Source organism: Marivirga lumbricoides, assembly GCF_014636295.1.
Classification (GTDB): domain Bacteria; phylum Bacteroidota; class Bacteroidia; order Cytophagales; family Cyclobacteriaceae; genus Marivirga; species Marivirga lumbricoides.
Genome location: NZ_BMEC01000001.1, coordinates 68,843 through 94,638, shown reverse-complemented (window position 1 = coordinate 94,638; position 25,796 = coordinate 68,843). Strand labels below are relative to the sequence as shown.

The 25,796-nt window shown below is 36.9% G+C and carries 24 protein-coding genes; 19 read left to right on the top strand and 5 right to left on the bottom strand.

Annotated features, from left to right (window positions below; all coding sequences use genetic code 11):
• Nucleotides 1–33: 33 nt before the first annotated feature.
• Together IEV85_RS00440 and IEV85_RS00435 are read right to left on the bottom strand one after the other, a co-directional pair.
• A complete protein-coding gene (locus IEV85_RS00440) occupies nucleotides 34–462 on the bottom strand; it encodes a hypothetical protein (RefSeq protein WP_188459828.1) in 429 nt (142 codons plus the stop codon).
• Nucleotides 463–636: 174 nt separating this feature from the next.
• Complete coding sequence (locus IEV85_RS00435) at nucleotides 637–1,059, bottom strand: secondary thiamine-phosphate synthase enzyme YjbQ (protein ID WP_188459827.1); 423 nt, start codon at nucleotides 1,057–1,059, stop codon at nucleotides 637–639.
• Between the two features lie 353 nt (nucleotides 1,060–1,412).
• On the opposite strand from IEV85_RS00435, the gene IEV85_RS00430 reads away from it, so the two are divergent.
• The 19 genes from IEV85_RS00430 to IEV85_RS00340 all read left to right on the top strand — a co-directional run bounded on the left by IEV85_RS00430 (nucleotide 1,413) and on the right by IEV85_RS00340 (nucleotide 21,190).
• Nucleotides 1,413–3,557, top strand: coding sequence for a penicillin acylase family protein (locus IEV85_RS00430; RefSeq protein ID WP_188459826.1), 2,145 nt, complete (start codon nucleotides 1,413–1,415; stop codon nucleotides 3,555–3,557).
• A 27-nt stretch (nucleotides 3,558–3,584) separates the two neighbouring features.
• A complete protein-coding gene (locus IEV85_RS00425; protein ID WP_188459825.1) occupies nucleotides 3,585–4,574 on the top strand; it encodes a hypothetical protein in 990 nt (329 codons plus the stop codon).
• A gap of 28 nt (nucleotides 4,575–4,602) precedes the next feature.
• Entirely contained in the window at nucleotides 4,603–5,406 is an 804-nt protein-coding gene (locus tag IEV85_RS00420) for a hypothetical protein (RefSeq protein ID WP_188459824.1), read from the top strand.
• A gap of 314 nt (nucleotides 5,407–5,720) precedes the next feature.
• Nucleotides 5,721–6,065, top strand: coding sequence for an ArsR/SmtB family transcription factor (locus tag IEV85_RS00415; RefSeq protein WP_188459823.1), 345 nt, complete (start codon nucleotides 5,721–5,723; stop codon nucleotides 6,063–6,065).
• A complete protein-coding gene (locus tag IEV85_RS00410) occupies nucleotides 6,049–6,516 on the top strand; it encodes an SRPBCC family protein (protein WP_188459822.1) in 468 nt (155 codons plus the stop codon). The genes IEV85_RS00415 and IEV85_RS00410 overlap by 17 nt, the downstream gene beginning before the upstream one ends.
• A 6-nt stretch (nucleotides 6,517–6,522) precedes the next feature.
• Entirely contained in the window at nucleotides 6,523–6,915 is a 393-nt protein-coding gene (locus IEV85_RS00405; protein ID WP_188459821.1) for a DoxX family protein, read from the top strand.
• Nucleotides 6,916–6,920: 5 nt separating this feature from the next.
• Nucleotides 6,921–7,181, top strand: coding sequence for a DUF1801 domain-containing protein (locus tag IEV85_RS00400; RefSeq protein ID WP_188459820.1), 261 nt, complete (start codon nucleotides 6,921–6,923; stop codon nucleotides 7,179–7,181).
• Between the two features lie 105 nt (nucleotides 7,182–7,286).
• Nucleotides 7,287–7,649, top strand: a complete 363-nt coding sequence (locus IEV85_RS00395) for a DUF4180 domain-containing protein (protein ID WP_188459819.1) — start codon at nucleotides 7,287–7,289, stop codon at nucleotides 7,647–7,649.
• A gap of 127 nt (nucleotides 7,650–7,776) precedes the next feature.
• Nucleotides 7,777–8,265, top strand: a complete 489-nt coding sequence (locus IEV85_RS00390; RefSeq protein ID WP_188459818.1) for a DUF4199 domain-containing protein — start codon at nucleotides 7,777–7,779, stop codon at nucleotides 8,263–8,265.
• A gap of 247 nt (nucleotides 8,266–8,512) precedes the next feature.
• Nucleotides 8,513–10,357 (top strand): PLP-dependent transferase, encoded by a 1,845-nt coding sequence (locus IEV85_RS00385; RefSeq protein ID WP_188459817.1) that lies wholly within the window; start codon nucleotides 8,513–8,515, stop codon nucleotides 10,355–10,357.
• Between the two features lie 247 nt (nucleotides 10,358–10,604).
• Nucleotides 10,605–11,480, top strand: a complete 876-nt coding sequence (locus IEV85_RS00380; RefSeq protein ID WP_188459816.1) for a DUF5694 domain-containing protein — start codon at nucleotides 10,605–10,607, stop codon at nucleotides 11,478–11,480.
• Nucleotides 11,481–11,588: 108 nt separating this feature from the next.
• Nucleotides 11,589–12,182, top strand: coding sequence for a Crp/Fnr family transcriptional regulator (locus IEV85_RS00375; protein ID WP_188459815.1), 594 nt, complete (start codon nucleotides 11,589–11,591; stop codon nucleotides 12,180–12,182).
• A gap of 78 nt (nucleotides 12,183–12,260) precedes the next feature.
• On the top strand, nucleotides 12,261–13,559 hold the full coding sequence (locus IEV85_RS00370; protein ID WP_188459814.1) for a M20 metallopeptidase family protein: 1,299 nt from the start codon (nucleotides 12,261–12,263) through the stop codon (nucleotides 13,557–13,559).
• Nucleotides 13,560–14,392: 833 nt separating this feature from the next.
• Nucleotides 14,393–14,956 carry a hypothetical protein gene (locus IEV85_RS00365; RefSeq protein ID WP_188459813.1) on the top strand — a complete coding sequence of 188 codons (564 nt, stop codon included), beginning with the start codon at nucleotides 14,393–14,395 and terminating at the stop codon, nucleotides 14,954–14,956.
• 158 nt (nucleotides 14,957–15,114) lie between these two features.
• On the top strand, nucleotides 15,115–15,972 hold the full coding sequence (locus IEV85_RS00360) for a hypothetical protein (protein WP_188459812.1): 858 nt from the start codon (nucleotides 15,115–15,117) through the stop codon (nucleotides 15,970–15,972).
• 236 nt (nucleotides 15,973–16,208) lie between these two features.
• Entirely contained in the window at nucleotides 16,209–17,342 is a 1,134-nt protein-coding gene (locus IEV85_RS00355; protein ID WP_188459811.1) for a helix-turn-helix domain-containing protein, read from the top strand.
• A 128-nt stretch (nucleotides 17,343–17,470) separates the two neighbouring features.
• Nucleotides 17,471–18,529, top strand: coding sequence for a serine hydrolase (locus IEV85_RS00350; RefSeq protein ID WP_188459810.1), 1,059 nt, complete (start codon nucleotides 17,471–17,473; stop codon nucleotides 18,527–18,529).
• A 261-nt stretch (nucleotides 18,530–18,790) separates the two neighbouring features.
• Nucleotides 18,791–20,164 (top strand): carboxylesterase family protein, encoded by a 1,374-nt coding sequence (locus IEV85_RS00345; protein ID WP_188459809.1) that lies wholly within the window; start codon nucleotides 18,791–18,793, stop codon nucleotides 20,162–20,164.
• Nucleotides 20,165–20,224: 60 nt separating this feature from the next.
• Complete coding sequence (locus IEV85_RS00340; protein ID WP_188459808.1) at nucleotides 20,225–21,190, top strand: ankyrin repeat domain-containing protein; 966 nt, start codon at nucleotides 20,225–20,227, stop codon at nucleotides 21,188–21,190.
• A gap of 119 nt (nucleotides 21,191–21,309) precedes the next feature.
• Here IEV85_RS00340 and IEV85_RS00335 read toward each other — a convergent pair whose 3' ends face one another.
• The 3 genes from IEV85_RS00335 to IEV85_RS00325 all read right to left on the bottom strand — a co-directional run bounded on the left by IEV85_RS00335 (nucleotide 21,310) and on the right by IEV85_RS00325 (nucleotide 25,479).
• Complete coding sequence (locus IEV85_RS00335) at nucleotides 21,310–22,695, bottom strand: T9SS type A sorting domain-containing protein (RefSeq protein WP_188459807.1); 1,386 nt, start codon at nucleotides 22,693–22,695, stop codon at nucleotides 21,310–21,312.
• 91 nt (nucleotides 22,696–22,786) lie between these two features.
• Nucleotides 22,787–23,284 carry a hypothetical protein gene (locus IEV85_RS00330; RefSeq protein WP_188459806.1) on the bottom strand — a complete coding sequence of 166 codons (498 nt, stop codon included), beginning with the start codon at nucleotides 23,282–23,284 and terminating at the stop codon, nucleotides 22,787–22,789.
• Nucleotides 23,285–23,367: 83 nt separating this feature from the next.
• Nucleotides 23,368–25,479, bottom strand: a complete 2,112-nt coding sequence (locus tag IEV85_RS00325; RefSeq protein ID WP_188459805.1) for an ankyrin repeat domain-containing protein — start codon at nucleotides 25,477–25,479, stop codon at nucleotides 23,368–23,370.
• Nucleotides 25,480–25,796: the final 317 nt, after the last annotated feature.

The following is a 25,796-nucleotide window of genomic DNA, read 5'->3' as shown; positions in this document are numbered from 1 at the left end:
TACTTACCGCAAAGGATAAGATGTGAGTGGGTACTATATTCTAAATACCTGAAATAGTAAATAACTGCTTTCAGGAGAAATATAAGGGCATAATTTAACCGAACTTAATCGATTATCTGCGCAAAGAAAATATTGCTTAAGAAGTTCAGTGTAAAAAAGAGAAGTAAAGTAATTAACCTCATCGAATGATTTTTTGAAAGTTCTTGATTCGTTCTCTTCCTCCACTTCATCAATTTCGGCAATATCTTTAGAGGGGTTGCCTTTTTTCTGCTCGGTAGGTGCAGAAGTAATATTAAAGCTTGCAAAATCATTAAGTGTGGTAAAAGAGGTAGAGATTACTTCTATGTCACTTTTGGACGTGATTTGGTCGTGTTGCTCATCAGAGAAATGAGCATTAGCTTTTGCATTGTTGCCAGCCACTAAGATAATGACTGCCAGAAGAAATTTTAGATAAAACTTCATATTAATGAGGCAAATGTAGATAAGTATTTACGACCACCAAATAGTTAACTAGATTATTTTTGTATGAAGTAATTTTTTTAATGAAATTAATAAATTTCTCATTCTCCGCTGGTTATCTGTAAAAATTTTAAAGAATTTGATCTTCAACGTGAACTGTTGAGAAAAAGTTTATTTTTAGTTTCCAACCACTGTAATAGTTAATTTTCTTCCCGAAGCGCTATCACGGTGTTCGCAAAGGTAAACCCCCTGCCATGTGCCGGTGAGTAACTTACCATGAGCAATAGGTAGGCTTACAGAACTGCCTAATAAAGAAGCTTTAATGTGTGCGGGCATGTCATCCGGACCTTCCTGAGTATGTTGATAATAAGAGGCATTTTCCGGTACCATTTTATTGAAATGGCGTTCAAAATCTCCTCTTACAGTAGGATCAGCATTTTCATTAAGAGTAAGTCCTGCAGAAGTATGGTGGATAAAGATATGTACAATTCCGGCTTCAAAGTTCCTGAGTTCTGGCATGTTTTGTTCAATTTCATGCTCTATTAGATGAAAGCCACGTGGGTATGGATTTAATCGAAAAGTAGCTTGCTCTGTACGCATATTGTTTTTATTTAAAGTTAAGCAGATTTTTTATTCCGTCAGGTTTACTAATAAGCATGTTTTACCTATTATCTATTTTCTTTACGGAAAAAAACAGATGTTGGTACACTTTCCAAATCGTTAAGATGTACTTTTAAATAATTGACTTGTTATTCTAAGGTTAAAGAGATTCTATAACATTTACGGATAAAGACAAAAAGCATTCGCAAGTGACCATCTACGAACTTCATAGCTTTCGTTTTTACTATTATACACTTTTAAACTATATCATAATCTCTTAGATTGCCGGATGTTACTTAACTAAAATTTACGTTGAAGTAATTGTTTTAAATTCTCCAGAAACCTACTCACCTATGAATGTTAAAATTAAGTATCTCTTATTCAGTTTATGGGTAGCTATAAGCTGTGCGTGTAATCGAATAAATTCTGAACTTTCTGAGACTGAAAAACTGGCAAATGCAGTGACCATTTACAGGGATACCTATGGCATTCCGCATGTAAAGGGCGAAACGGATGAAAGTACCATTTTCGGTTTTGCCTATGCCCGGGCAGAAGATCATTTTGAGAGAATTGAAAACTCACTCATTGAATCTATTGGAAGATTGGCGGAAGTGAGGGGAGAAGCGGGTAAGGCCAATGATGTACGGGTAAAAGCATTTGAAATTGAACGACTTTCAAAGGAAGAATACAAAATCTTAGATCCGAAAGTCAAAAAACTATGTGACGCTTATGCCATGGGTTTAAATTACTATATGGAAAATAATCCTGAAGTAAAGCCCCAACTACTCACTCACATTGAACCCTGGTTTATATTGGCAGAATATAGAGGCAATGCATTTCCTGCATTAGGACAGGTACGCCTAAATGACGACATGATTGTCGAGTACCTTATGGATGATATAAAAAGTATTGGATCCAATGCTTTTGCATTGAGTGGGAAGAAAACAAAATCAAACAATGCTATGCTGGTCATTAACCCTCACCACAATTATGAGGGACTCTATGAAGCACACTTGATGAGCGAGGAAGGCTTGAACTTTTATGGAATGGTAGGCAATGGAGGAGGAATTCTTCCCGTTATGGGCAATAATGAGCACTTAGGCTGGTCGTGGACAGTTAATAGGCCAGATGTAGCGGATACCTACGAAATTAAGTTCGACCATCCTGAAGACTCTTCCTTATACCAATTAGGAGAAGATTATGCAAAGGTGGAAACATATCAGGACAGTATCAAAATTAAAACTGATTCAGGTTTCATTCAGCAGAAAGTCAACTTTCGCAAAACCATTCACGGTCCTATTTTAACTGAATCAGAAACAGGGAAACCTATAAGTGTAAAAATAGCCGGACTAGAAAAAGGTGGCATGCTGAATCAGCTTTACCGTATGGCGTTATCGAAAGACCTTGCCTCGTTCAAGGATGCTTTGCGTCTTAATTCATTGATTATCCATAATATCACTTATGCTGATGATCAGGGAAATATCCTTTATTTATACAATGGAATTATTCCCAGAAGAGACACTTCTTTAAATTGGCAGGCTCCGGTGGATGGCAGTTTAAAGAAAAGCCAATGGCAAGGATACCATGCTTTAGAAGAGTTGCCACAGCTATTGAATCCGGATTGTGGCTATGTACAAAACTGTAATAATAGTCCATTTAACACCACCATTAACGAGAACCCTGATCCTGCCAATTATCCTGACTATATGACTTATTATCAGCCTAATACCAACAGAGGTCTGAGAGCTATGATTATGTTAGATACTTTAGAAGATGTAACAATAGCATCTCTTGAAGCTGCTAAATTTGATACCTACGTTCAGAATGCTAATGAAAATCTGCAAGATTTAATGAAAGAAGTGATGGAGGTTAATGAGACAGATCCGGAAAGAATTGCTAAAATTGAAGAGCCTTTGAAATTGCTTCAATCATGGGATAAATATAGTAGCAGTGAGTCAGTGGAAACTTCTTTATATTATATATGGACTTTCAAAAGTTATCATCAAAGAAGAATAGGAACTAAACTCTACAATCTGGTTGCTTTTGAAGAAGCTATAGAAAAACTTAAAAATGAAAAAGGATCGTGGAAAGTACCTTGGGGTGAAATTTACAGGCATCAACGCACCCTGAATTCTGAACAATACAGTTTTGATTCGCTTGAGACCAGCTATCCTATTAACGGAGGAATCTCAATGACAGGGATCATGTTTGCCTCTTCCGGTATATTTGAAGGGTATTTACCTGATGTAGGTCTGAAAGGTTTAAATATACGAGCTCACTCAGGTGATTCCTATGTATCAATTGTGGAGTTTGGAGATGAGGTAAAAGCCAAATCTATTATCCCATATGGCCAGAGTGATCATCCTGATTCTGATCATTATGATGATCAGGCAGAATTATATGCAAAAGGTAAACTTAAGCCGGTATTTTTTACTGAAAAGGAGATTCAGGAAAATTTGAAAGTGAAATATCACCCAGGAAGTATTAAATGGAAATAAAGAGAGCAATTATTTAAATAGATACCTATGTGGTTTAAAGAATTAATGGGTTTTGATGAAATTTCTTCTAAAAATGTGAATGATAACATTGTTATTGAAGGAACTAGTATGAAGTCAAAAGCAAACGGAAAATCTTATCAGTTTGGCTATTTGCAAATTCCAACCTTATTAGAGCTCAAGCAGCATGCCCCTGCATGGGAAACATTCACTGGTAAAATTGTTGTAAAAGAAGAGGTTGCTGATGTGCAGGATTTGCATTGTGATCCATCAAATATTAATGCCCTATTTCAAGCAGCCTCACAGTTTAATTTGCTGGAGATGGTAGGCCCACATATAACTCCTGAAAAAGGAATTGATATTTACGAGCATGACCATACCCAGGGCCCTGCCTGTGCTATTGCCTGTGGAGCTGGAACAATTTATAGAAATTATTTTGTACCTCTTAATGATCAGAGAGGTCAAAGTGTTGATAACCAAATTGATTGCCTGGAGCTAATAGGGAAAAAATTAAACAATGAAGAGTTACGCTTATGGGAAATGACTAATGGATATGCTTTACTAAATCAGGAAGGTTTGTTAAATATAAATGCCCAACTGAGTAAGCTAACAACCAGTGAAAGAGAGGCACTCAAGGACGCCTTAAAGATAGGACTTCAGTGGGAAACAGAGGTGACTTTAGCTAATTCTAAACAAATAGTTTCTCAGGCATATTGCTCAGCTTTGCCTGTGGCTTACTTACAAATTGAAGCTATTTACTGGGAGCGATTTGCCAGGTTAATTCTAGAAGCCACTTATGAAGCTACTTTTTATGCTGCCCTGAAGAATTTAGAAAAAACAGGTTGTAATAAAGTATTCCTTACTTTGGTAGGAGGGGGTGCATTTGGTAATGATCTTGAATGGATTCTGGATTCTTTGTTGCTGACTATTAGAAAATTTAAAAATGTTCCTTTGGATGTTGCAATTGTCAGCTACGGAAATTCAAATAGCAAAGTACAGGAGTTAATAGAAAAGGTTTAAGCAGATGATTTTATCCTAATTTATAGTTTTGAAAAACATACTCAAGTATATTCTTCATTTTCTTGTTATCTGCATGCTAACAATTATTACGCAGGTGGGGGGAGTGCTTTATTTTCTCACATTGCTGACTGCCAAGGCTTTCAAACTCAATCAACTAAAGGGATTAGCAATGTTCGGAGTGCTTTATCTTATTACTTCCTTTGCTATTTTACCGGCAATGGCACCTGTTTTTGGTAGGACAGCTTTACCTTTTACCGGCAACTTAAAACCTCTTAATTTTGGTACTTGTCTACTTAACAGGCATTATGTTACTCCAGAACTGAAGTATCAGTTGGTGGAAATAGCCGATGAAATGAACAAGCAATTTGCAGGTTCTGTCACTCATTATCTTGATGGCAATTTCCCTTTTTTCAATGGGTTTCCCCTAATTCCACATTTAAGCCATAATGATGGCAAAAAGCTTGATCTGGCTTTCTTTTATACCAAAAAAGATGGTTCGATTAATTCTGCTCCCGGTTTTATTGGCTATGGCATTTATGAAAGTCCTGCTGAGGGAGAAGTGGATTATCCTGCAAGGTGTAGAGAGCAAGGCTATTGGCAATACGGAATTCTTTCCTCATTCGTCATCAATTTAGGAAATGGTGATTATCAGCTGGATGTTGACAGAACAAGAACATTGATCAAATTAATGGCTGAGCACCGTCTGACTTCTAAAATATTTATTGAGCCACACCTGAAACAGAGGTGGGAACTGGATCAATACAAAAACATCAGGTTTCAGGGGTGTCGAGCAGTTAGACATGATGATCATATCCATACACAGGTAAGGTAGTTAATTTGAACAATCCTTATACTGTAATGGTGATTTGTAAGCATCAAGTCATCGCAGTTATTGGAACTGAACTTCAAATGAGATAACAGGACTTTTGCTATATTAGAAAATAGGGCTAAAGCTGATTAGTTTTTTGCTTACTTACATCTGTGAGGCTATCCCCTTGAGGGGATTATAGGGGTGTTTTGGAGCAACATAGAAATGGCATTAGTTGAGAAGATAGAATCTTGTTATATAGTAGATAAAAAATAATTCCAGAAAAAAAAATGCGCAGTCATTTAGTTGCATTATATTTGCTGTCAAATGACTGCGTAATGAAATTAAGAAGAGATGTATTTCAAGCCATAGCCGATCCTACAAGGCGGGCAATTATTACTTTGGTAGCGGCAAGTGCCATCACGCCTTCTGCTATAGCTGAAAATTTCGATTCATCCCGGCAAACTATTTCGAAGCATATCCAAATTCTTACAGAATGTGAAATACTTGAGCAGACTAAGAAGGGAAGGGAGATTTATTATAAGTTAAATCCGGAGGGGATGAAGGTAATAGCTGACTTTATTGAACCTTTCCGCCAGATGTGGGATGATCGATTCAATAAACTGGAAGCACTTATGAAGAAACAACAATCTAATAAAAAAACTTATGGAACAGAAAACTAAAGTGGCAGCTGAAGAAGGTAAACAGGAAATAATAATTACAAGAATGTTTGATTTACCTGTGGAATTAGTCTTTAAGGCGTATACAACTGCTGACCTGATAGAACAGTGGATGGGCAACAAAGTGCTAAAAATGGAAAATAAGGCTCATGGGAGTTATCAATTTGAAACTAAAGATGCAAGTGGAAACATACTTTTTCGTGCAAATGGAGTAATCCATGAGTATATACCTAATGAGCAAATTACAAGAACTTTCGAGATGGAAAATACGGGATTTCCGGTACAGCTGGAATATTTAAGTTTTACACAGGAAGGCGAAGAGCAAAGTAAACTAACTATGCAAATTATATTCAAGTCTGTTGCTGATCGAGACAATCTTCTTAAAATGCCTTTTGCTTCAGGGATAAATATGGCGCATAACCAACTTCAAAAAGTAATGATACAACTAAACTGAATAACTATGTCTAAAACGAAAAAAATTACATATTGGGTAGCTACTATATGGTTAGCCCTGGGTATGGTATCTACGGGAATCGTTCAACTTATTAAGATGCCTGAAGAAGTAGAGGCATTTCACCAGCTGGGCTATCCGGAATATCTGCTTTTAATATTAGGAACAGCGAAGTTATTAGGAGTACTCGCCATACTTATACCTAAATTTCCTGTCTTGAAAGAGTGGGCTTATGCTGGCTTCTTTTTTATGATGTTAGGCGCTATTGCTTCACATTTAATATCTCAAGATGCAATTACCGATGTACTACCAGCGCTATTACTTTTGGTACTTACGGCCATTTCATGGTACACCAGGCCCAAGAACAGAAAACTGGTTGCTACCAATAGCTATTTGGATTAAAGTCTATGAAGAAGGTATCTACAATTGAGGAATATGTTAATAATGCTCTGGAATCTGGTACTGTTATTATGAGCAAACTAAAACCATCAATAGAAGCCACTGTGGTAGAGGTGGAAGGTGCAATTAGCTGGAATGTTCCTCTATACAAATATAATGGAATTCTTGTAGGTTTTTCCCTGGATAAGTATCATATTAGTTTTGGTATTGATTGCCTTAATAGAGGAAGACAGGAAGATACTAAAGCAAAAAGGCTACAAAACAGGTAAGAAGACAATACAGATTCAATTTGATCAGGGAAGTTTCTAAGGCCGAAATTGTTAAGCTCATTGGTGAGCAAGCTAGTCTAAATAACCATTCATTATAAGCAATATATGGAAATTGTAAACCATCAAATAAATGATATTGAAATTGCTGAATTGATTTCAAATAATTTGATTATTAATACTATCGATGATGGTGCTGATTTAGTAGGTAATTTATTTTATGGAGGCTTTAACCGAGTTGTCATCTATGAAAAAAATATTGCACCTGAATTTTTTGATCTCAAAAGTGGTCTTGCAGGAGAAATTCTGCAAAAATTTACTAATTATCGTGTATATCTGATTATTGTAGGTGATTTTTCCAAATACCATAGCAAGAGTTTGAAGGCATTTATATATGAAAGCAATAATAGCAGACATGTAAACTTTGTTGCTTCTCAAGCTGAAGCATTAAAAATTTTGTCTACTAAATGATCATCTACAGATAATGATTTGCCTTAACAATCAGTAGAATAAAACCACTTCTAAAGCTTGCAGCGAATTTTTCAATTGCGTAAATTAATCACGATTTTTGACAAAGAAAAAGCTAAAAAATACAACAATGAAAAACGTAACTATAGAAATTAAATGGGCCATTATTTTTACAGTAGTTACACTACTCTGGATGCTGCTCGAAAAATTGGTGGGTTTGCACGATCAATATCTTGATTACCATATCTATTTGACTAATCTTTTTGCTATCCCTGCCATTATTATGATGGTATTAGCCCTCAAGGACAAGAAGAAAAATTTTTATGATGGGCAAATGAGCTATAAAGAAGGGTTTATAGCCGGCTTACTCTTATCTTTATTTATTGCATTGCTAAGCCCCTTGTCGCAATGGATAACTACATACATCATTACCCCGGATTATTTCCCTAATGTAATTAAGCACTCTGTGGAAATGGGCTACTTTGAAACAAGGGAGGAGGCTGCAGCTAATTTTAATTATAAAAGTTATGCCATTCAAAGTGCCGTGGGAGCACTGGTGATGGGCGTTTTAACTACAGCCATTGCGATGATCTTTATAAGAAGTAAAAGTAAGATATAAGATAGTGTCATAATACTATCTATCTCACCATAAGGTTGAAAGATTACGTGGTCTTAAGCTAAGTTATAGGCCAACTTCCTTGTATGAAATGCACAAATTGGGGCTTCTAAAACACACTTAAAAATCCCTATTCCTCAACCTTCACTCATACTTTTCTACCTTCCGAACAAGGCCACAAAAGCTCCGTTACATTTACACAATAAATCTAATTAATCTATATTGCCGGCCCGATAGAAAAGTGAAAAATATGCAAGAAGAAAAAGTGCTTAATTATAGTAGAAAAGTAGTAGAAAATGTACCAACTGATTGGGTAAAACTCACCACCCATCGCCTGGATATTTACCATGAAAAACTGGCTAAAAGTGAGTTTCTAGAGCAATTTGAAAATTTGTATGAAGAGGGGAATGCTGAAACATCTGTCCTTGGCAATTTACCTACTGCCTATGATTACATCCGCTTAGGGCATCCCTTATCTTCCGTATTGGAATGGACTATAGCTAAGCTGAAGGGGATAGATCCTGCACAGGTAATCAGCTTTTCATCCAGATCCATGCCTGTTTTAGCTGTGTTAAGGAAGAATTTATTTGAAAAGAAAAGTACTCAAATCAGCTATGTTGGAGAATTACCAGCTTTTTTTGATGCTAACGCTTTAAAGCAAGTGTATGGGTATCAGTTTGAGCTAAAGCAGGTTCAGCATGCAGAAGAGGTTTCAGAGTTTGATGGTAGTACGATTTTCATTTCACAGCAGGGTTTTATGGCTGATGAAGCACTTAATCCAAACATTGATTTTTATCTTACTGTAAATGCGCAGTTGGGAAGTGTATTAACTATCAATGGTAGTAAAAATGAAAGTTATATCTCTGAAATTCAGCATGTAAGAAGGAGGGAGTCTATAGCGATGACGCCAGCTGATAGCTTTACTGCTTTAAAGCAACTACTTGGCGAGTCTTACTCAGAGCAGCCTAAAAGTGCTACTGAAAACAGCCATGCCAAAGTAGTGGAGGAAATTAAGGAAATTACAGGCACAAGTACTGAAGCACTGCTGGGTTCGTCCGGTCTTTCTATTCAATATGCTATTATGATGGGGCTGATTGATGCTGCTCAAGTGGAACATCAGGGAAAGGCCATTAAAATTATTGTACCTCCCAATTGCTACGGAGGTACAAACGACCAGGCCAGAAGGGTGGCAGCTTGTCTTCCTAATGTTGAAATAGTAGATCTATTGGTAGATGGCGACAATGATATGGTGCAAAGTATAGCTACAGTTTTGGCAAAGATTGCGACTGAAGATGCGGTACCCTACATTATTGCTGAAATCCCTACCAACCCCAGAGTGGAGGTGCCGGATCTTCAAAAGCTGAAAGAAGCATTAGGGAAGGTGCGTAAAACAGCCAATGGGGGAAAAGCGATAGACCCTGTATTTATCCTGGATCAAACTTTCTGCCCTAATGTACAATTTTTAAGTGAGGAAGGGATTTTATCGGAAACCAGAACCATCTCTTATGTGAGTGGGTCAAAATTTCCTAGTGGAGGTAAATGTACTGCTGGCTATTGTGTGGCTAATCAAAAAGCCGAAGCTTTAATGGGGAAAATTGAAAAGCACCTTAAGCTTTGCGACAATGAAGCAACTAAGCTTCAGATAGAAATATTGGCTGAACAGCTGCCTTCAATGAACCAAAGGATTGAGGAGGCCTATAAAAACACACGGGAGTTTGTCAGTTTTATCAAAGAGGAGCTGCCCACAGCAAAAATCAATTTTGTTTCGGAAGACTTAGCCGATCAGGGATTTATGCCGTCCGTGTTTTCATTAGATCTTCCTACCAAAGGCAATACTGCCGAAGAGAGGGAAGCTTATAAACGAGCGCTTAACCAAAAACTGATTGACATGATGATCAGCAAAATCCCTAATGAAAGTAAATACTGTGTGAGTTACGGTCAATTGAAAGGATGCTACTGGACTATTCCGGCCACTTCCACTCAAGGTACTACCAAGGAGGCTGACAAAGATTATATTGCAAGGGTTTCAGTTTCTCCTGATTTAGACCTCGAACTGCATAAAAAAGTGTTTTCCGAGTTTGTTGAGCAGCTTTAAATAGCCAAGGAGAAATCAGGAAGACCTAAAGCTTATAATGAGGGAATTAACTTCCCTCATTTGCTTATTTTATTTCATACTAAGTGCTGCTTCTTTTCGGGAAGGAAATGCTAGAATAAATCACAGGGATTTTGCTCGACCCTGCTTACTATCAAAAAATAAATTGATATATTCAGGCAGTCAAAAGGAGGGTGATATAAAAAAATTACATATAGCTCGACTCACACCATTTTATGTATTTCAAAGTATGTTATTAAAAATAAAAACAGCATCAGCATTATTTTTAATGCTCCTAATCTTTAGTTGTGGCAGTAGCGACAAACAGCATCAACATTCTGAGGCAGTAAACTCAGCGTCCTCCAAAATAAAAGTTCTGAATGTAGGTACTTTCCATTTTGGTTATTCCTCAGATGCACATACCACTGAATTTGATGAAAAAAGTGAGTCAGCCCAAAAAGAGGTGAGGCAGATTGCTGAAATGATGGCCAGGTTTAAACCTACTATTGTTTGTGTTGAGTCTGTTCCTGAAAAACATGTAGCACTTAATACTTTATACCGGGAATTTTTGAAAAACCCCGCCACTTTAATTACTGAGCTCGGGGAAACGAGCATGCTTGCTTTTGAAGTGGCTCGTTTGAATGGAATAGATTCTATTTATGGTATTGATAATCATATGGGCTATAATTATAGTGTAGGAGATTTTATCGAGAATAGTCCTGATTTAGAGAACTCCATAGACCCGGAAACATACCTTGAACTGACGAATCATCCGTTTAAAGATTATCCTGAGTTGGCAGAAAAAGAAAAACATTTCGATGATTTGCCTTTGCCGGAAAAATTCAGGTTAATGAACGACCCCAGGTACCTTGATAATTCCATTATCAGCAATGCAGATAAATTACTTTATGTGGGAATAGGAGATGAATTTCAGGGAGCAGAAAATGCCGCTATTTTTTACAATCGGAATATGCGGATTTTCTCCAATCTCAACAGAATCAAAATGAGTAAAGAAGATAGGGTTTTCATTTTGATGGGCTCTGCACACACCGCATTTTTAAGAGAATTTATTGAAAGAAGCCCTAAGTTTGAGATGGTGAATACTTTAGAATATTTGCGGGATTGATATTTTAATATGTCACATATGGTTTCTTGTACTTCTGAAATTTAGGATAGCATTTTGAAAATTATTATTTTAGAAGCTTAACCCAATGTAAATCAGAAACAAGGAGCCTTGAAAGAAAAAGATTATCAACACTATTTTGATTCCTACCTCCAATTGTTCTCTCATGCTACCGCTGAAGAGTTGGCCATTATAAGCTCACAACTCAGCATTAAGGCCTACAGCAAAAAAGAGTGCTTTTTTAAGAGTGGAGAAATCCAAACCCATATGGGTTATGTGTGTGAAGGACTATTGAGAAGGTACTACATCAATGAAAAAGGTAATAAAATCACTACAGGTTTTGTAAAGGAGAATGAGTACGCAACAGATTACCCTGCCTTCATCAGGCAGAAGCCTACCAAATACTTTATGGAGTGCCTGGAACCCTCAGTAATCATTCACTTATCCTATCAGGATATTCAGAAAGGTTACCAAAAATTTAAGAACAATGAAAAATATGGCCGGCTAATAGCTGAAAAAGTGTTAACCATTCAAACAGACAGGGTGGAAAGCTTCCTATTTGAAAGTGCTGAAGAAAGGTATTTAAGGTTCCTTGATGAAAATCCTGACCTTATCAACAGGGTAAGTCTTTCGCATTTATGTACTTATTTAGGCATTGAGCGTCAATCACTCAGCAGAATCAGGAGTAAAATGGCAAAGCAATAGTTTTTTGTCACATATGTGTCAGGTAAAGCAGCAAGTATCACCTCATCTTTACAATATGAACCAACAAATAGTGTAAACATGATTTCAAAAAGCAAATTTATCCGGGTAGTATTCAGCGTAGTATTCTTATTCCTTTCCTCTCAATTACTGGTAGCCGGGCAGAAGGCTGATTCTACCATTCATCAATTAGTACAGCAGCGTACCAATCAGATTTTTGATAGCCTTGTAAAAATCCGAAGAGACTTCCATATGTACCCTGAAGTATCAGGAGAAGAAAAAATGACTTCAGGCAAGGTTGCAGAATACCTCAAAGCACTGGGCCTGGAAGTCCACACCAATATTGGTGGATATGGCGTAGTAGGCATTTTAGAAACCAATAGAAAAGGGAAGAAGATAGCCTGGCGGGCAGATATGGATGCCATGCCATCTGACCAACAAGACCCTGTGGCTTATCACTCTGAAATAGAAGGCGTAAGACATATCTGTGGGCACGATGTACACACCACCATTGGCCTGGGAATTGCCAATGTGCTTACCAGCCTAAAAGATCAGTTGAGCGGAACTGTTTATTTTCTGTTTCAACCATCTGAAGAAAATTGGAAAGGAGCCAGGGCTATGTTGGATGATGGTATACTTGAAATGATTCAGCCGGATGAGATTTATGCACTGCACGTAGCACCCATGCCGGAAGGAACTATTGCTACCAGAGGCAACAACCTATATGCAGATTATAAAATAATGGAAATTTTATTTGATAATATTATAGAGAAAGATGCGCTTACTGCTTATGTTAAATCGCTGCTGGAAGATTTACAAAATGTGGCTCCTGATAGCAAGTTTTGGGATAACAGAAGTTTGATGGATCCTACTATTGGTTTGGGTAATCCTAACACCATTTTTAAAGATTATATCACTACCACTGAGTACTTTAGAGTAGAGGAGAAGAAGGGTCAACTCTCTATAAAAGCAAACCTATGTACCAGTGAAAAAGATCAGATCAACTCTATTGTGATGGAAATCAAAGAAAAAATCAAAGCCTCAGAATATGCGAAAAGCTTTGCTGGTATTAATACTTTGTTTGAAGTGGATTTGGTTTTAAACGATGAGGAATTAGCTGATCAGACGATCAAAAGTATCTCTTCCATTTATGGTCCACAGCATGCTATTCCCTTATATGGAGTGATCCCTGACGGTCGGAGCGATGACTTCGCTTTCTTTCAACAGGAGGTTCCCGGAGTATATTTCCTGATTGGTGCTTCTGATTATCAGAAAGGAATTATTTCAATGCCTCATTCGCCCAACTTTGTGGTGGATGAAAACTGCATAAGAACAGGGGCTCAATTCTTTTCTTCTATGATTGTTGAGAGGTTGAAGTAAGTGTAGCATACTTTTAAGCTATGCTATTTTTAGGGAATCATATAAACCTCGGGTTCGGTGGATTCGAGGTTTTTGCTTTAAAGATGAAGGCAGGACAAAGCTTTTTTCTTTTACCTCGCTGGGACACTCATATTATTTATAATATATATAAATGCGGTAGAATCATTAAAAAATCGTTAAAAACTAGATAAATGGGGTTAATAAAGCTAGCTATAAACGTTTACTTCCATTAATAGCTAATTCCCCCAATTTCGCTTTAAGCGAAAAAGCGGGTGGGAGGGTAAAATGGCGGGCCAGCGATGGTATTTGCGGGTTGTAGCATCATTTTACCTAATCCCGATGGCTATCGGGATTGTATACTTTTTCATCAATGGAAAAAGTATGAAGAATGAAAACATGACATTTGACAATTTTATGCATATTTCTGTCTACTGGGACACTCACCTTAATTAAAATATTACTTACAGAGCAGTTAAACGGATATATGAAAATTTACCGAGGAAAAGAGAAAGATGAAGATTAAGGCAGAATCAAGCTGTTTCATTCAACCTCTTTAATCTTAAAATCCCCGTGGTTTTTGCACTTTACTCATTATTCTATCATTATTCCGTAAAAGCTACTACCTACATGTAGGTATTTTACTATGCTTTTCGATGAATGATTTGGATATGATGAGGAGAGGAGTTATGTTCATTTCTTTGAATAGAGTAACCTACAGAAAGTGATTGTAAATGTTTGTGAGCTTTTACAGTAGTTTGTTGTCGGTTAGTAAAATTATAAGATAAATGCACCTTTGGGTGTATTTAGCGAATTGTTGTGCATAATATTTGTTAATGAAAATCATTTTATATTTACAGATTTTATTGTTACTAATTGGTTGTAAAGTAGATAGTTCACAAAAAACAAAAATAATTGATACAGGTAAATTTGAAATCGAATTACCTGTCGATTGGAATTATGAAACCATACAGGGTGACGATAGCTTCTTAGGAAAACTTACAGGACCAAACATGGCTTTATTTTTCGATTGGAGCGAATTTGGATATGCAGGTTTTTCTATCAACAATGATAGCACTATCAATTTTGAAGAAATAGAATTACCGCATATAGGTTCTCAAGGTATAATAGATAATCATAATAATCAGCTTCAATCTAAAAGTGTTAAAAAATTAAAACACAAAAAAGAATACACTAGATATCAATTAAAAGTTGATACGGTTGATAATTATATCAGGACATACATTCAGCCTAAAAAAGGTAAGGACGGATTAACAGCAGTTCTTATTGAAGATTTAAATTCTTCTTTCAATTTTAACATTATTGGAGAGAGGGTAAAATCCGAAAACCAGGATGTTTTGATTAAATCTTTTAAATCAATTAAAATAAAAAGAGAATAAACTAAGCACAACAACGCATATAGCGAGTGAACGGCTAACAGCAAGGCTTCTGCTCCGTAGTCAGCTTTGGTTTCGGTGGAAAGAAAAGTGCTTCGAAACCGCAAAGAAATAACTATATTTAAACCGTTATCAGTAATCTGAAAATACGAGATATAAAAATGAACAGAACCTTAATCATTATTTTGTCACTAATCACAATTAGTGCATTTGGACAAAAAAATCCAACAGCAGAAGCACAGCCAATAGTGGCAGAAGGTAAACTTCTCTACAAATCGGAAATGGCTTCATGGTATGGAACTGACTTATTTTTGGAGAACTATAAAGACAGAGAAAATATTGGCGGTTATTTTTCCTACTCTGAAAATGACACAGCAAAATGTGTTTTCTTCTCAATAGCAGAAAAACCAAAAGTAATAGGGACAGTTTCATTTGACAGTACTTATGATGTGGAAAAAGCTACAACAGACTTGACCGAAAGAGATTTTACAATTACAGAAAGCGACCTTTATGAAATCAGAAATATTGCTTTGACAGAACTACAAACAAATGAAGATGGATTTTTTGAGTTTTACCAAAACACCAATCCTAATATGATTCCGCTTATTAATGGAAAAGAAAAGAAGGTGTACATATTGACAGGTCCACAGCAAAGTGGTGTCGTGATTTTTGGAAATGACTACTTATTAACGTTTGATAAAAACAACAAGCTCGCAACTAAAAAACAACTACATAAGAATATTATTCCGATTGAATACGGCAATTTTGAAGAAGGACAAGAAATAGAAGGAGCTATGCATAGTCACCTGCCAGAAACAGGAGAATTTATCACAGCAACAGATATTTGTACTCTAATGCTTTATTCAAAATTCGCAAATTGGAAAACTCACAATGTTGTGTCAAAGAAATATCTCAACATATGGAATTGTGAAACTAATATGCTGACGGTAATTCCAATGGATACCATAGAGAAAATAAATAAAAACCAAGAGAAACGGAAAAAGAAAAAGAAAAATTAAAAAGTATACCGCTAACATTGGCTGCTATGAAAAGTCATAAGAATGGCAACCAGCTATAAATGGCAGGTTTGTTCTATGAATTTATGCTGTTTAATTCAAAACACTACTTTCAAGGGTTTTGCTCTGTGCCTTTTAAAAAGAGGTAATACATCCTTTCCCACCAAAATAAAAAGCTTTTCTAGTTTTTATCAGCAACTATTAACAACTTAGCTTCTGCTTTTTTAGAAAATTAATTCATGTATTCCAACTTGCTTTTTGTTGTTGCTATTATTTCCATTTTTGTTTCACTGCTTTTAGCAGTATTTCTCTTTACACTAAAATCACCCAATAAACTTAGCAATTATCTATTTGCTACTTTTCTTTTGCTTACCAGTATAGATACAAGTGGTTATTTTTATACTCCAGCGCAGGGTATCATCTCTAACCTGGCCATGTTCAGAAGCCAGGTTATTTTTCTACAGCTGCCCACCTTATATCTATATGTGTTGTCAGCCTGCTATTCTAATTTCACATTAAAGCCTAAGCACCTTTTTCATGCTATTCCTTTTGTAGTAGTCAACCTTATTTTTCTTCCCCGTTTTTACTCGCAAGATGATGAAGGGAAAATACAATTCTTCTCCCATTTCAAAGAGGTTTTTGAAGTGCAAATTAATCATGTATTGCTTCACCTTCAGGTAATCATATACCTCATCCTTATTTTTTTAGTAATCAGTAAGGCCAAAAACTTATACCTGGAAAATAATGCTGGAAAGAAACTACAGGCTTACCAATGGTTATTTCAGCTGGCAGTAGCTATATCACTTTTCTATACGTTGGCGCTGCTCAAAAATATCTTTAAGTTTTCTATGTACGACCATATCTCAGATCTTCTTCGTGCCGGGCTGTATGTATTTCAATTAGTCATCATCTGTTGGTATCTCATGAAATCATTGAAAAATCCGGAATTGTTTAGAAGTATAGATTCTAAATTGAAGCTGGTTGCCAATATGGTGAGAGAAAACCAACCTAAACTTAACCCAACACCAGTTCCTAATGATGAGCGGATAGATAGACTTCATCAGTACATGGTAGCCGAGGAGCCTTATCTCGATCCTTCTATTAGCATTCAGGATCTATCTGATAAAATAGATATGCCCGCAAGGGAATTATCGGTATTGATTAACCACAAAATAGGACTTCATTTTTTTGATTACATCAATTCTTACAGAATCAAGAAAGCAACAGCACTTTTAAAAGATCCGGATAAGAAAGCTTTTACTGTGCTTGAAATATTATATGAAGTAGGCTTTAATTCAAAGTCTTCCTTCAATACAGCTTTTAAAAAGCATACAGGTACCACACCAACCCAGTACCGTAAAAACCACTCATAATCAGGCGCTTGTAAAAAGGCGAACGTTTTACTTTTTCACTAATGCGTCCGACTTTAGGAAGTCGGTCGATTAGAGCAGTACTTTCATGCAGCTTTGTGTCATCTTTTAATCAAAAAACTAAAAACGCAATGAAAACTGTAAGCACATTTATTTCAATCTTATTATTGATGAACACATTCATTTTTGCACAAAGCATTACCCAACGCATCGACTCTGCGGTCAATAGCTTCCATGAGGCTAATCCTGAAGTAAGTATAAGCGTAGGCTTTTTACAAAATGGAGAAGAATTCTATACGGCCTATGGCCATTTAAGCCGGGAGGATAAAACAAAGATCAATAAGCATACGGTATTTGAAATTGCCTCAATTACCAAAATCATGACTGGCAACCTAATTGCCCAAGCCGCACTGGAAGGTAGGCTAAAGGTGGATGATTATATCGATGATTACCTGCCGGCAGCATATCAGCTCGATGATAACATCCAGGGTAAAATAACAATAGCAGACTTAGCTTCTCATCAATCGGGATTGCCTGATGTGGATTTCAGTGCACTTATAGAGAAAGATGCACAACAGCCAACCGCTATAGTAGACGAGGAACTTCTTGTGAGTATGATCAACAGCTGCGATACACTTAAAAACTATGGGAGCTATAGGTATTCTACAGTAGGCTATACCTTAATTGGTCAGATATTAGAAAAACTATATGAAACCACTTATGCTCAACTAATCAGAGAGAAAATTACTAAGCCGCTGAACATGACACGCACTTATACTACCGAGTTTGATGTTGATAATGTAGCGACAGGTTACAATGGGGAAGGCGGTGAGCAGGAACTTTTCAACTGGAATATTGTGGGGCCAGCGGGCTTGGTGAAATCTACTACTGCAGATATGATGAAGTATATGAATGCCTTATTGGGTGAAAACAGCACCCTGGCCAAAGCAGCTCTGTTAACGGAAATTCCTTATTTTAAGGAGGAAAATGAGGCGATTGGTTTAGGTACTAAAATTATCCGGGATAGTGGGAATACAGTGTATCTCAAGTCAGGAGATTCTATGGGGCAATCTTCCATGCTTTGCTACAACAGAGCGGCAAATTGGGGTATCCTGATTTTCATCAACCAAAACAACTCTAAAATGCGAAACGATATGCTTAATACACTTTATGAAAGTATATTGAAGTAACTAATAAATTGAGGATGAAAGCCACTTACACTACGTTCGGTGTTTTCATTCTTTTTCTCCAAAGTTAGGCGTTGTTATCAACCCATTAAACTAATGAGCGTAAAAGAGGTTTTAATCCCTCATAGTTTAGCTTTTTCAGAAAAACAATCTAATACCATCAAACTTTAGTTAATTTTGAGTTGTGCAAAAATTCAGGTACAGTGTATTCAGGCCTAACTTATATATTCAACATTAGTCAAAATTTTAGCAGCATGCGTATCAATGAAAAATTTACTAGTCATTGTAATTATACTTTCTATGCATAGTAATTCTTACGCTCAAAGCAATACTGTCACAACTCCAGCCGGACAAATCCACCTTTTTGAGGATAATGGTGTGATGAGAGCAACCAATGTTCCCTATGCCCGGGCCGGACGGTTCGAAAAGCCAGTACCTATTGAAAAATATGATTCGCCCCTAAATGCATATGAGCCTTCTCCAGCTTGCCCTCAAACTGAAAAACCACTGTTTTCCATGATGTTCGGTATTGAACCACTGGATATGCAGGAGCAGTCGGAAGATTGCTTAAACTTGTCAGTAACCCGGCCCAATAATGATTTAGATAAGCTTCCTGTAATGATCTGGATACACGGAGGGAGTTATATCTCCGGAGCTGGTGATGCAGTGATTTTTGATCCTAAGCTTTTAGTGAAAGAACAGGATGTAATTGTAGTTAATGTTACCTATCGATTAGGATTATTAGGTTTCCTGGGGGGATACAATAATATACCAGCTAATCTAGGTTATTTGGATATTCTGGAGTCAATCAAATGGGTCAACAATAATATTTCAGCTTTCGGAGGAGATCCTAAGAATATCACCCTTTTTGGGCAGTCCGCTGGGGGAGAGGCCATTGCTCAAATGATGTTAATTGAAGAGTCAAAAGGTTTGTTTCAAAATGTAATTATACAAAGTGCCCCGTTAGGGTTAATATTTGAAAGAGGCGATATGATCAATGACATGGTTAAGGTAGCCAGGGAAATACCTGCTCAAGCCGAAATCGACACCATTCTGAAAAGGCAGGAAGAAGTTCTGGCAGCGGCCAAAGAGTATGGTTTAAAGGCAGGAATGCCATTTGGCAATCAATATGGTGTATATCCCTTTCCTGAAGAATCTCAAGTGCAAGCCATTTGGAAAGAAAGAGCAAGAGAAGTAAACATCCTTATTGGGTATACTCAAGAGGAAACCTCTTTTTTTATACCTCATATGCCTGCTTTAAGAAAATATACAGAATTTCCCATTATTGGAGGTTTACTCAATAAGATTCTTATAAGTAGTACATCTAAAAAAGTATATAAAAAGGCAGCTAATGAGTTTGCCAAAAACTGTGCTGTAGAGGGAAATAATGTTTATCGGTATGAAATTACCTGGGGATCTGATACAAATGGATATGGGGCTACGCATACCATAGATTTACCACTTTTATTCGGTGATAGCGCACTTTGGAAAGATGCCAAATTGGTGGAGGGCATTTCTGCGGAAGAAATTTCCAGAAGCCAGAAAGAAGTGAGAGCACTCTGGGCTCGATTTGCCACTACGGGTACAATTGACCAAAAAGGAGCGGTCAGGGATGTGCTGAAATATAAAAAAATATAAGAGGGTTTAGCTTGCAGATTGCTTTGTATGCCTCAAATAATCTAAAATGATAATATTGTAATGCTTAAGAAAAACTTAATTATACTTTTAATACTTTTAACGGCTACTCTAACGTATGGACAGAATGATAGCCTTTCCAACACTTACTTAAAGCTCACTCAAATAATTGAAAAGCAGGATTTAGATGCTTTAAAAAAAACTATTGGAGATGAAAATGTGCAATCATTCGAGCCAGCTGACGAGATGCCTTTGTTATTTTATGCCTGCTCTGTGGGAGACATTGATATAGTTCTTTTTTTAATTTCCCGTGGCTCCAATCCCAATAGTATTTCTAAATATGGGACGGTTGCAAATTGGGCGGCAGAAAAAAAGTATTTACATGTTATTGAAGCCTTATTGAAGAATGGCTTTAACCCGAAAATTGAAGAAATGAGCTATTGGGTTAACAGATATCAGGAAGGAGAGGAGATTTTACCTGAATGGATGTCCAGGCTAGTGGAAGCTTTGCTTGAGAAGAAATTCAGCTATGAGCACTTACCCTATATGGAATTTACTGATCCTGCTGATCCACTGATATTGACTGCAGCCATTGCATTTGATACAACAAAGACTTTTACTTTGGCAAAGTCACTAATAGCAAAAGGTGTAGATGTAGATTTGGTTGATAAGAGAGGATTGACGGCACTACACTGGGCAATAAAAGCACTTAATGTGGAGGCAACCTCCTTACTGATTAAAGAAGGTGCTGATGTAAACAAACCTATGTATAGCAAGCGATTTGCGGAGCTCTTTTCTAATGTGATTTTCGATAATAATTTAACGCCATTACATTTACTCTTTTACTTAATTGATGAAAAACCACAAACAATGCATGATAACAGGAAAGAGATACTCAAAATAATTAAGATATTAATGAAAGCAGGAGCAGACCCTACCATTAAAACTAAACATGATCCTAAAACAGTTTATGAAATAGCTGAAAAATTGAATGATCCTAAAATAATGAAGCTGTTAAACAAATATTAGAATAGGTAGAAGCATTGAAATGCTTATTAAAAAGCTTCAATTGCCTACTTACTTCTCAATGCATCAAACAGTAAAAAACCTATGAGGATTTCCTCACAGGTTTATTTGCAAAATAAAAATCAGTGCTTCATCAATACAATTTTTCCACTAGAAACATATTCTTTTTCTCCTGACACCTTTATTTCAGCTTTGTATAAATAGTTTCCATTTGGAAGGCCTTTAGGTTTCCAGGTTATCCGGTCATTAGGAAAATCTTTTTCAATAGACTCTATCAATTCACCAGTTGAATTATAAAATGTAATAGAGATTTTTTCGATTCGGTCGGAATCTAATTTGAAATGAACGGTATTGACCGCTGGGTTTGGATAAACAGCCAACTTGTTGGGTTTCTCATGACTCTCTTTAACATCTAAAATATTTGATGTGAGTAAATACCCGTTTTCATTTACCTGACCTGAAGCGTCAGTAACATATAAGTATAAACTCTCTAAGGAAGAGGTTTTCTGGCTTTTCAAGGTAAAGGCTATTCTATCATCGGACCAGCTGGTAGGAATCTGTATGTCCAATGTTCTGCATTCAGCATAGGTTGCTGCATCGCCAATTTCAATACGAGCACGTGCCGCATCACCTGTGGCAATATAAACATCGTCATATAGAGCTCTTACATTCTCACCACCACTTCTGTACCATCCAGGCAGGTTAAATCTATTCCACTGGCTAATATTGTCATCTTCAAACTTATAGCCATCAGGAGTATCGTCACCATCAAATAGCACTTGTGTATTGTCAGAGAATGTCTTCTGACCAAATTCTTTACTTATGCCTTGCGCCCAAAGAATGCCTGGGTCTTCTGTAGGTTTGTTTCCGCTTTTTAAATAGGTAGAAAATCTGTTCCACTGCTCAAAAGAAAACCAATTACTGTCAGAACCAGGTTTTCCCACCTCAAACTTAATCACATTGTCATTACCAGCATATGAAAAATAAGTGCCATTTCCCCAGGTGGGCAAGCATACGTCATCATTACCCATATAGCCTCTTTCTCCATCCATTAGCCAAGATAGTTTCCAATTGCTTCCTTCAGGAAAAGTACCAGGTACAGAGGTCATAGGAAAACAATGACCAGCAGGTATTTTAACTCCGTAAGAAATAAAAATTTCCTGCACGGGATCAAAATTGACATTTAGCTGTCCTCCACGCTCCATGTCTATAAGCAGAGCTGCCATATTATCTTCACTATCTGTAATATAAACAGCCGGATGGTGAATATTTAAACCACTCCAGCCCCCAACTTCAGACGACTGCAAGGCAACTGTATCGCCATCATGTCCATCAAAGATATCGTAGAGGATCACATTTGGGCCTTTTGAACCAAAACCCTCTCCTAAAATAGACCTGTTCTCCTTTTCTCCTTCAACATGTTTGATGCCTGGTTGGGAAAAGGCTGAGAAATTGTAAGTAACCATTACAACAGCCATGGCTACTTTTATTTTGTGTTTGAATTCCATTTGCTCTTTTTAAGTATTTGTCCTGTTTAAATGTGTATACCAATTCATATTAACCAAACCCGAAAAATAGTTCAGTAGATAAGTTTTGCGGTTATTTTAAGGTGAAGTAATGTTCCGCTATTTTAGCTGAATCTTCCTTTGAAACAGGAGGTACCTGGATCCGCTGAGATTTGAGATGCAGCGTACTATCTGATTGCCCAACTATGTTATATTTGGTAAGCCCTCCTATAATTGTAGCATGTAGCACATCGTTGATGTGTTGATATTTACCAATGTATTTCTGTGCCGGTGTCTCAGCTGTCATTGAGGTTTCTTTTTGTGTGCCATCTTCTTCCATTGAAAGCTTATATGAATTTTCCTGTATACTTACCACATACTGTCCGTCTTCAGTAAAAGTCCATGTAGTAGCACTAAAAGGTATTTGTGGTTTTTTTCTGAAAGTACCATCAGTAAATACAGTCGAATCAAGCTTCCATTCGCCTACTAGCGTAGAAATAACAGGTTTGGATTGCTCTGGTTCTATCTGCGTATATTCGTACGTTGCTGCATTGTTTAATTTCCTATTGGTACAACTTTTAAATACAAGCATCAGTAAGAATAAATAAACTACTTGACTGACTTTTAGGTACTTGTTTTGTCTATAAATCATATCGTATAAAAATATAAATTGGTTTATTTTAGTAGATTTTTAATCTCATTGCTTGTAGCAAGGTCTATAGGCCTTTTATTTTTTTTCTCTCTTAAAGAAGGATCAGCTCCTGAACTTAAGAGTAGTTTTATGATCACTGCATCCCCTCTCACAGCAGCTGTGTGTAAAGCTGTATATCCATTGTTTGCGGGAAAATTGACCTTTGCTCCCGCAGCGATCAGGTAATTCAAAATCTCAGCCTCACCATAGTCAGCAGCTAAGTAAAGTGGCGTTTTACCGTAGTGGAACCTCCCTTTATTCACATCAATTCCTAGATCGATGAGCCTTTTTGCGATTTCAACATGCCCTGAAATAACTGCCCTAAATAAAGCAGTGGATCCATCGTACTTCGTAGCATTTATATCCGCACCCGCTTCGTACAAAAGATTGACTAATTCCAAATTGCCTGTAGCGGATGCTGCAAATAAAGGTGTCTCAGTATTGGCGTTGGTTTGATTGACATTTGCACCCAATGCCAGCATTTTTTTTGCGATATCTATATACCCCTTTTTTACTGCTTCGTAGATTGGGCTTATCCCTTGATTGCACGTTTTATTTACATCCGCACCTGCATCGATCAGTACATTGGCAATTTCTAAGTTGTCCATTAACAGGGCTGTATAGAGGGGAGTATTGCCCTCAAATGTGGATAGGTTTAAGTCTGCCCCAGAGGCAATCAGATATTTGACCAATGCTAGGTTCCCGGCCAAAGTAGCCAAATAGAGGGCCGTTTCACCACGGTAGGTTGTGGTATCTATCTCTGCTCCAGTATCTATCAGTAATTTGGCAATCGAAATTTGATCAGCATGAACAGTCAGCTGCAAAAGAGTTTTTCCATTCATTTGCAGATTAGGATCAGCGCCCGCTTTAAGGAAATAGTCAACTATCTCGTCTTCCTTATTTATGACTGCCCAAAAGAGAGGGGTTCTCCCGAATGCATCGACTTCTTGATCAAGATTATAACCAGATGCTACCAATTGCTTTACGATATCATACCTTTTATCAAATAGCGCTTTCGTGAGTGGCATTTCATCATCATTTCCTGTTCTTTTTTGAGCTCCTGCATCAAGCAACAATTGATGTAATACGGGTTGGCTTGATTGATCCGCTAGGTCTAAAGGGGTATGCGCTTTAGCACTGATTGTATTTACATCTGCCCCAGCTGCTATGAGCAGTTTAACGATTTCTTCATGCTCGTTTTGAACAGCAATATGAAGTGGTGTTTCTCCTTCTTGATTTGCCAGATTCACTCTTGCATGAGAATCCATGAGTAGTTTCACAACTTCTATCTGCCCATTTTTTGAACTTAGAAAAAGAGGTGTTTCTCCATAACTTGTGTGTGCATCAATTTTTGCTCCCAAGGCAATCAGTTCTCTTACAATGGCTATATGACCATTCATTGAGGCTCTGTGCAAGGCTGTTTGACCCTTTGAATCTATCAGATTAATATCAGCTCCCAAGGCAACCAATTGTTTCATCATATCGAGTTGTCCTAAAATTGAAGTGATGATAAGCGGTGTCATTTTGCTAAAGTTGACAGCATTGACATCTGCACCAGCTGCCATCAAAAATGTAACAATATCTAAGGAATTGCCTTGGGTTGCAATATGGATTGCTTTCAAAGCATCTTTGACTGATATATTGACATCTGCACCAGATTGAATCAGCAGTTTGACTATATCTGCACTCCCTATATGACATGCCATTATAATCGGAGTCAATCCTTTGCTTGTCCTTGTATTCACATTGGCTCCTGCTGCTATCAATTGACGAACCAGTTCCGTATAACCCTTTTCTGAAGCCAATATTAACGGCCCGATCCCTTGATTATCAGTCTTGTTGACATCAACTCCTTTTTTGATTAATTCAGAGGCTATTTCGGCTTGTTCTTTTTCTATGGAAATATATAACAGCGTTTTCCCTTTTAAATATATCTGATTAAGGTCATCTACTTTTTGGATCAGCTTTTTCATGGCTTTCACATCAGGGTTTTCCTGTTGGATCGCATAGACTAAGGTCTCAAAGCTAGTTTGCTGTCCCAAACTCGAGGTACAAAAATAAAGTAAGAAGATAATAGTGGAGAGTGTAGTTCTCATATCCGAGAATTAGTTTTAATCAGAAAATAAATTATTTAAATAGCTTTTTAAGTTTACTGCATTTTTCCTCATCAAAGGCAGTATTACCGTCATTGTCTCTTATATCTGGATTAGCTCCTGAGGAAAGAAAGTATTTTACTATTTCTTCATTCGGTCTAATCGTAGTAATATATAGAGTAGTAATCCGGTTTTCAACAGAAAAATAACCTTATTACAATATCTATTAATTGCCATTGCAAATAAATGAAAATTCAACTTAAGAAAAGTTGCCTCCAGATAACTCCAGTGTTTTTTAGAGGAAATCCCCTTTACTATTC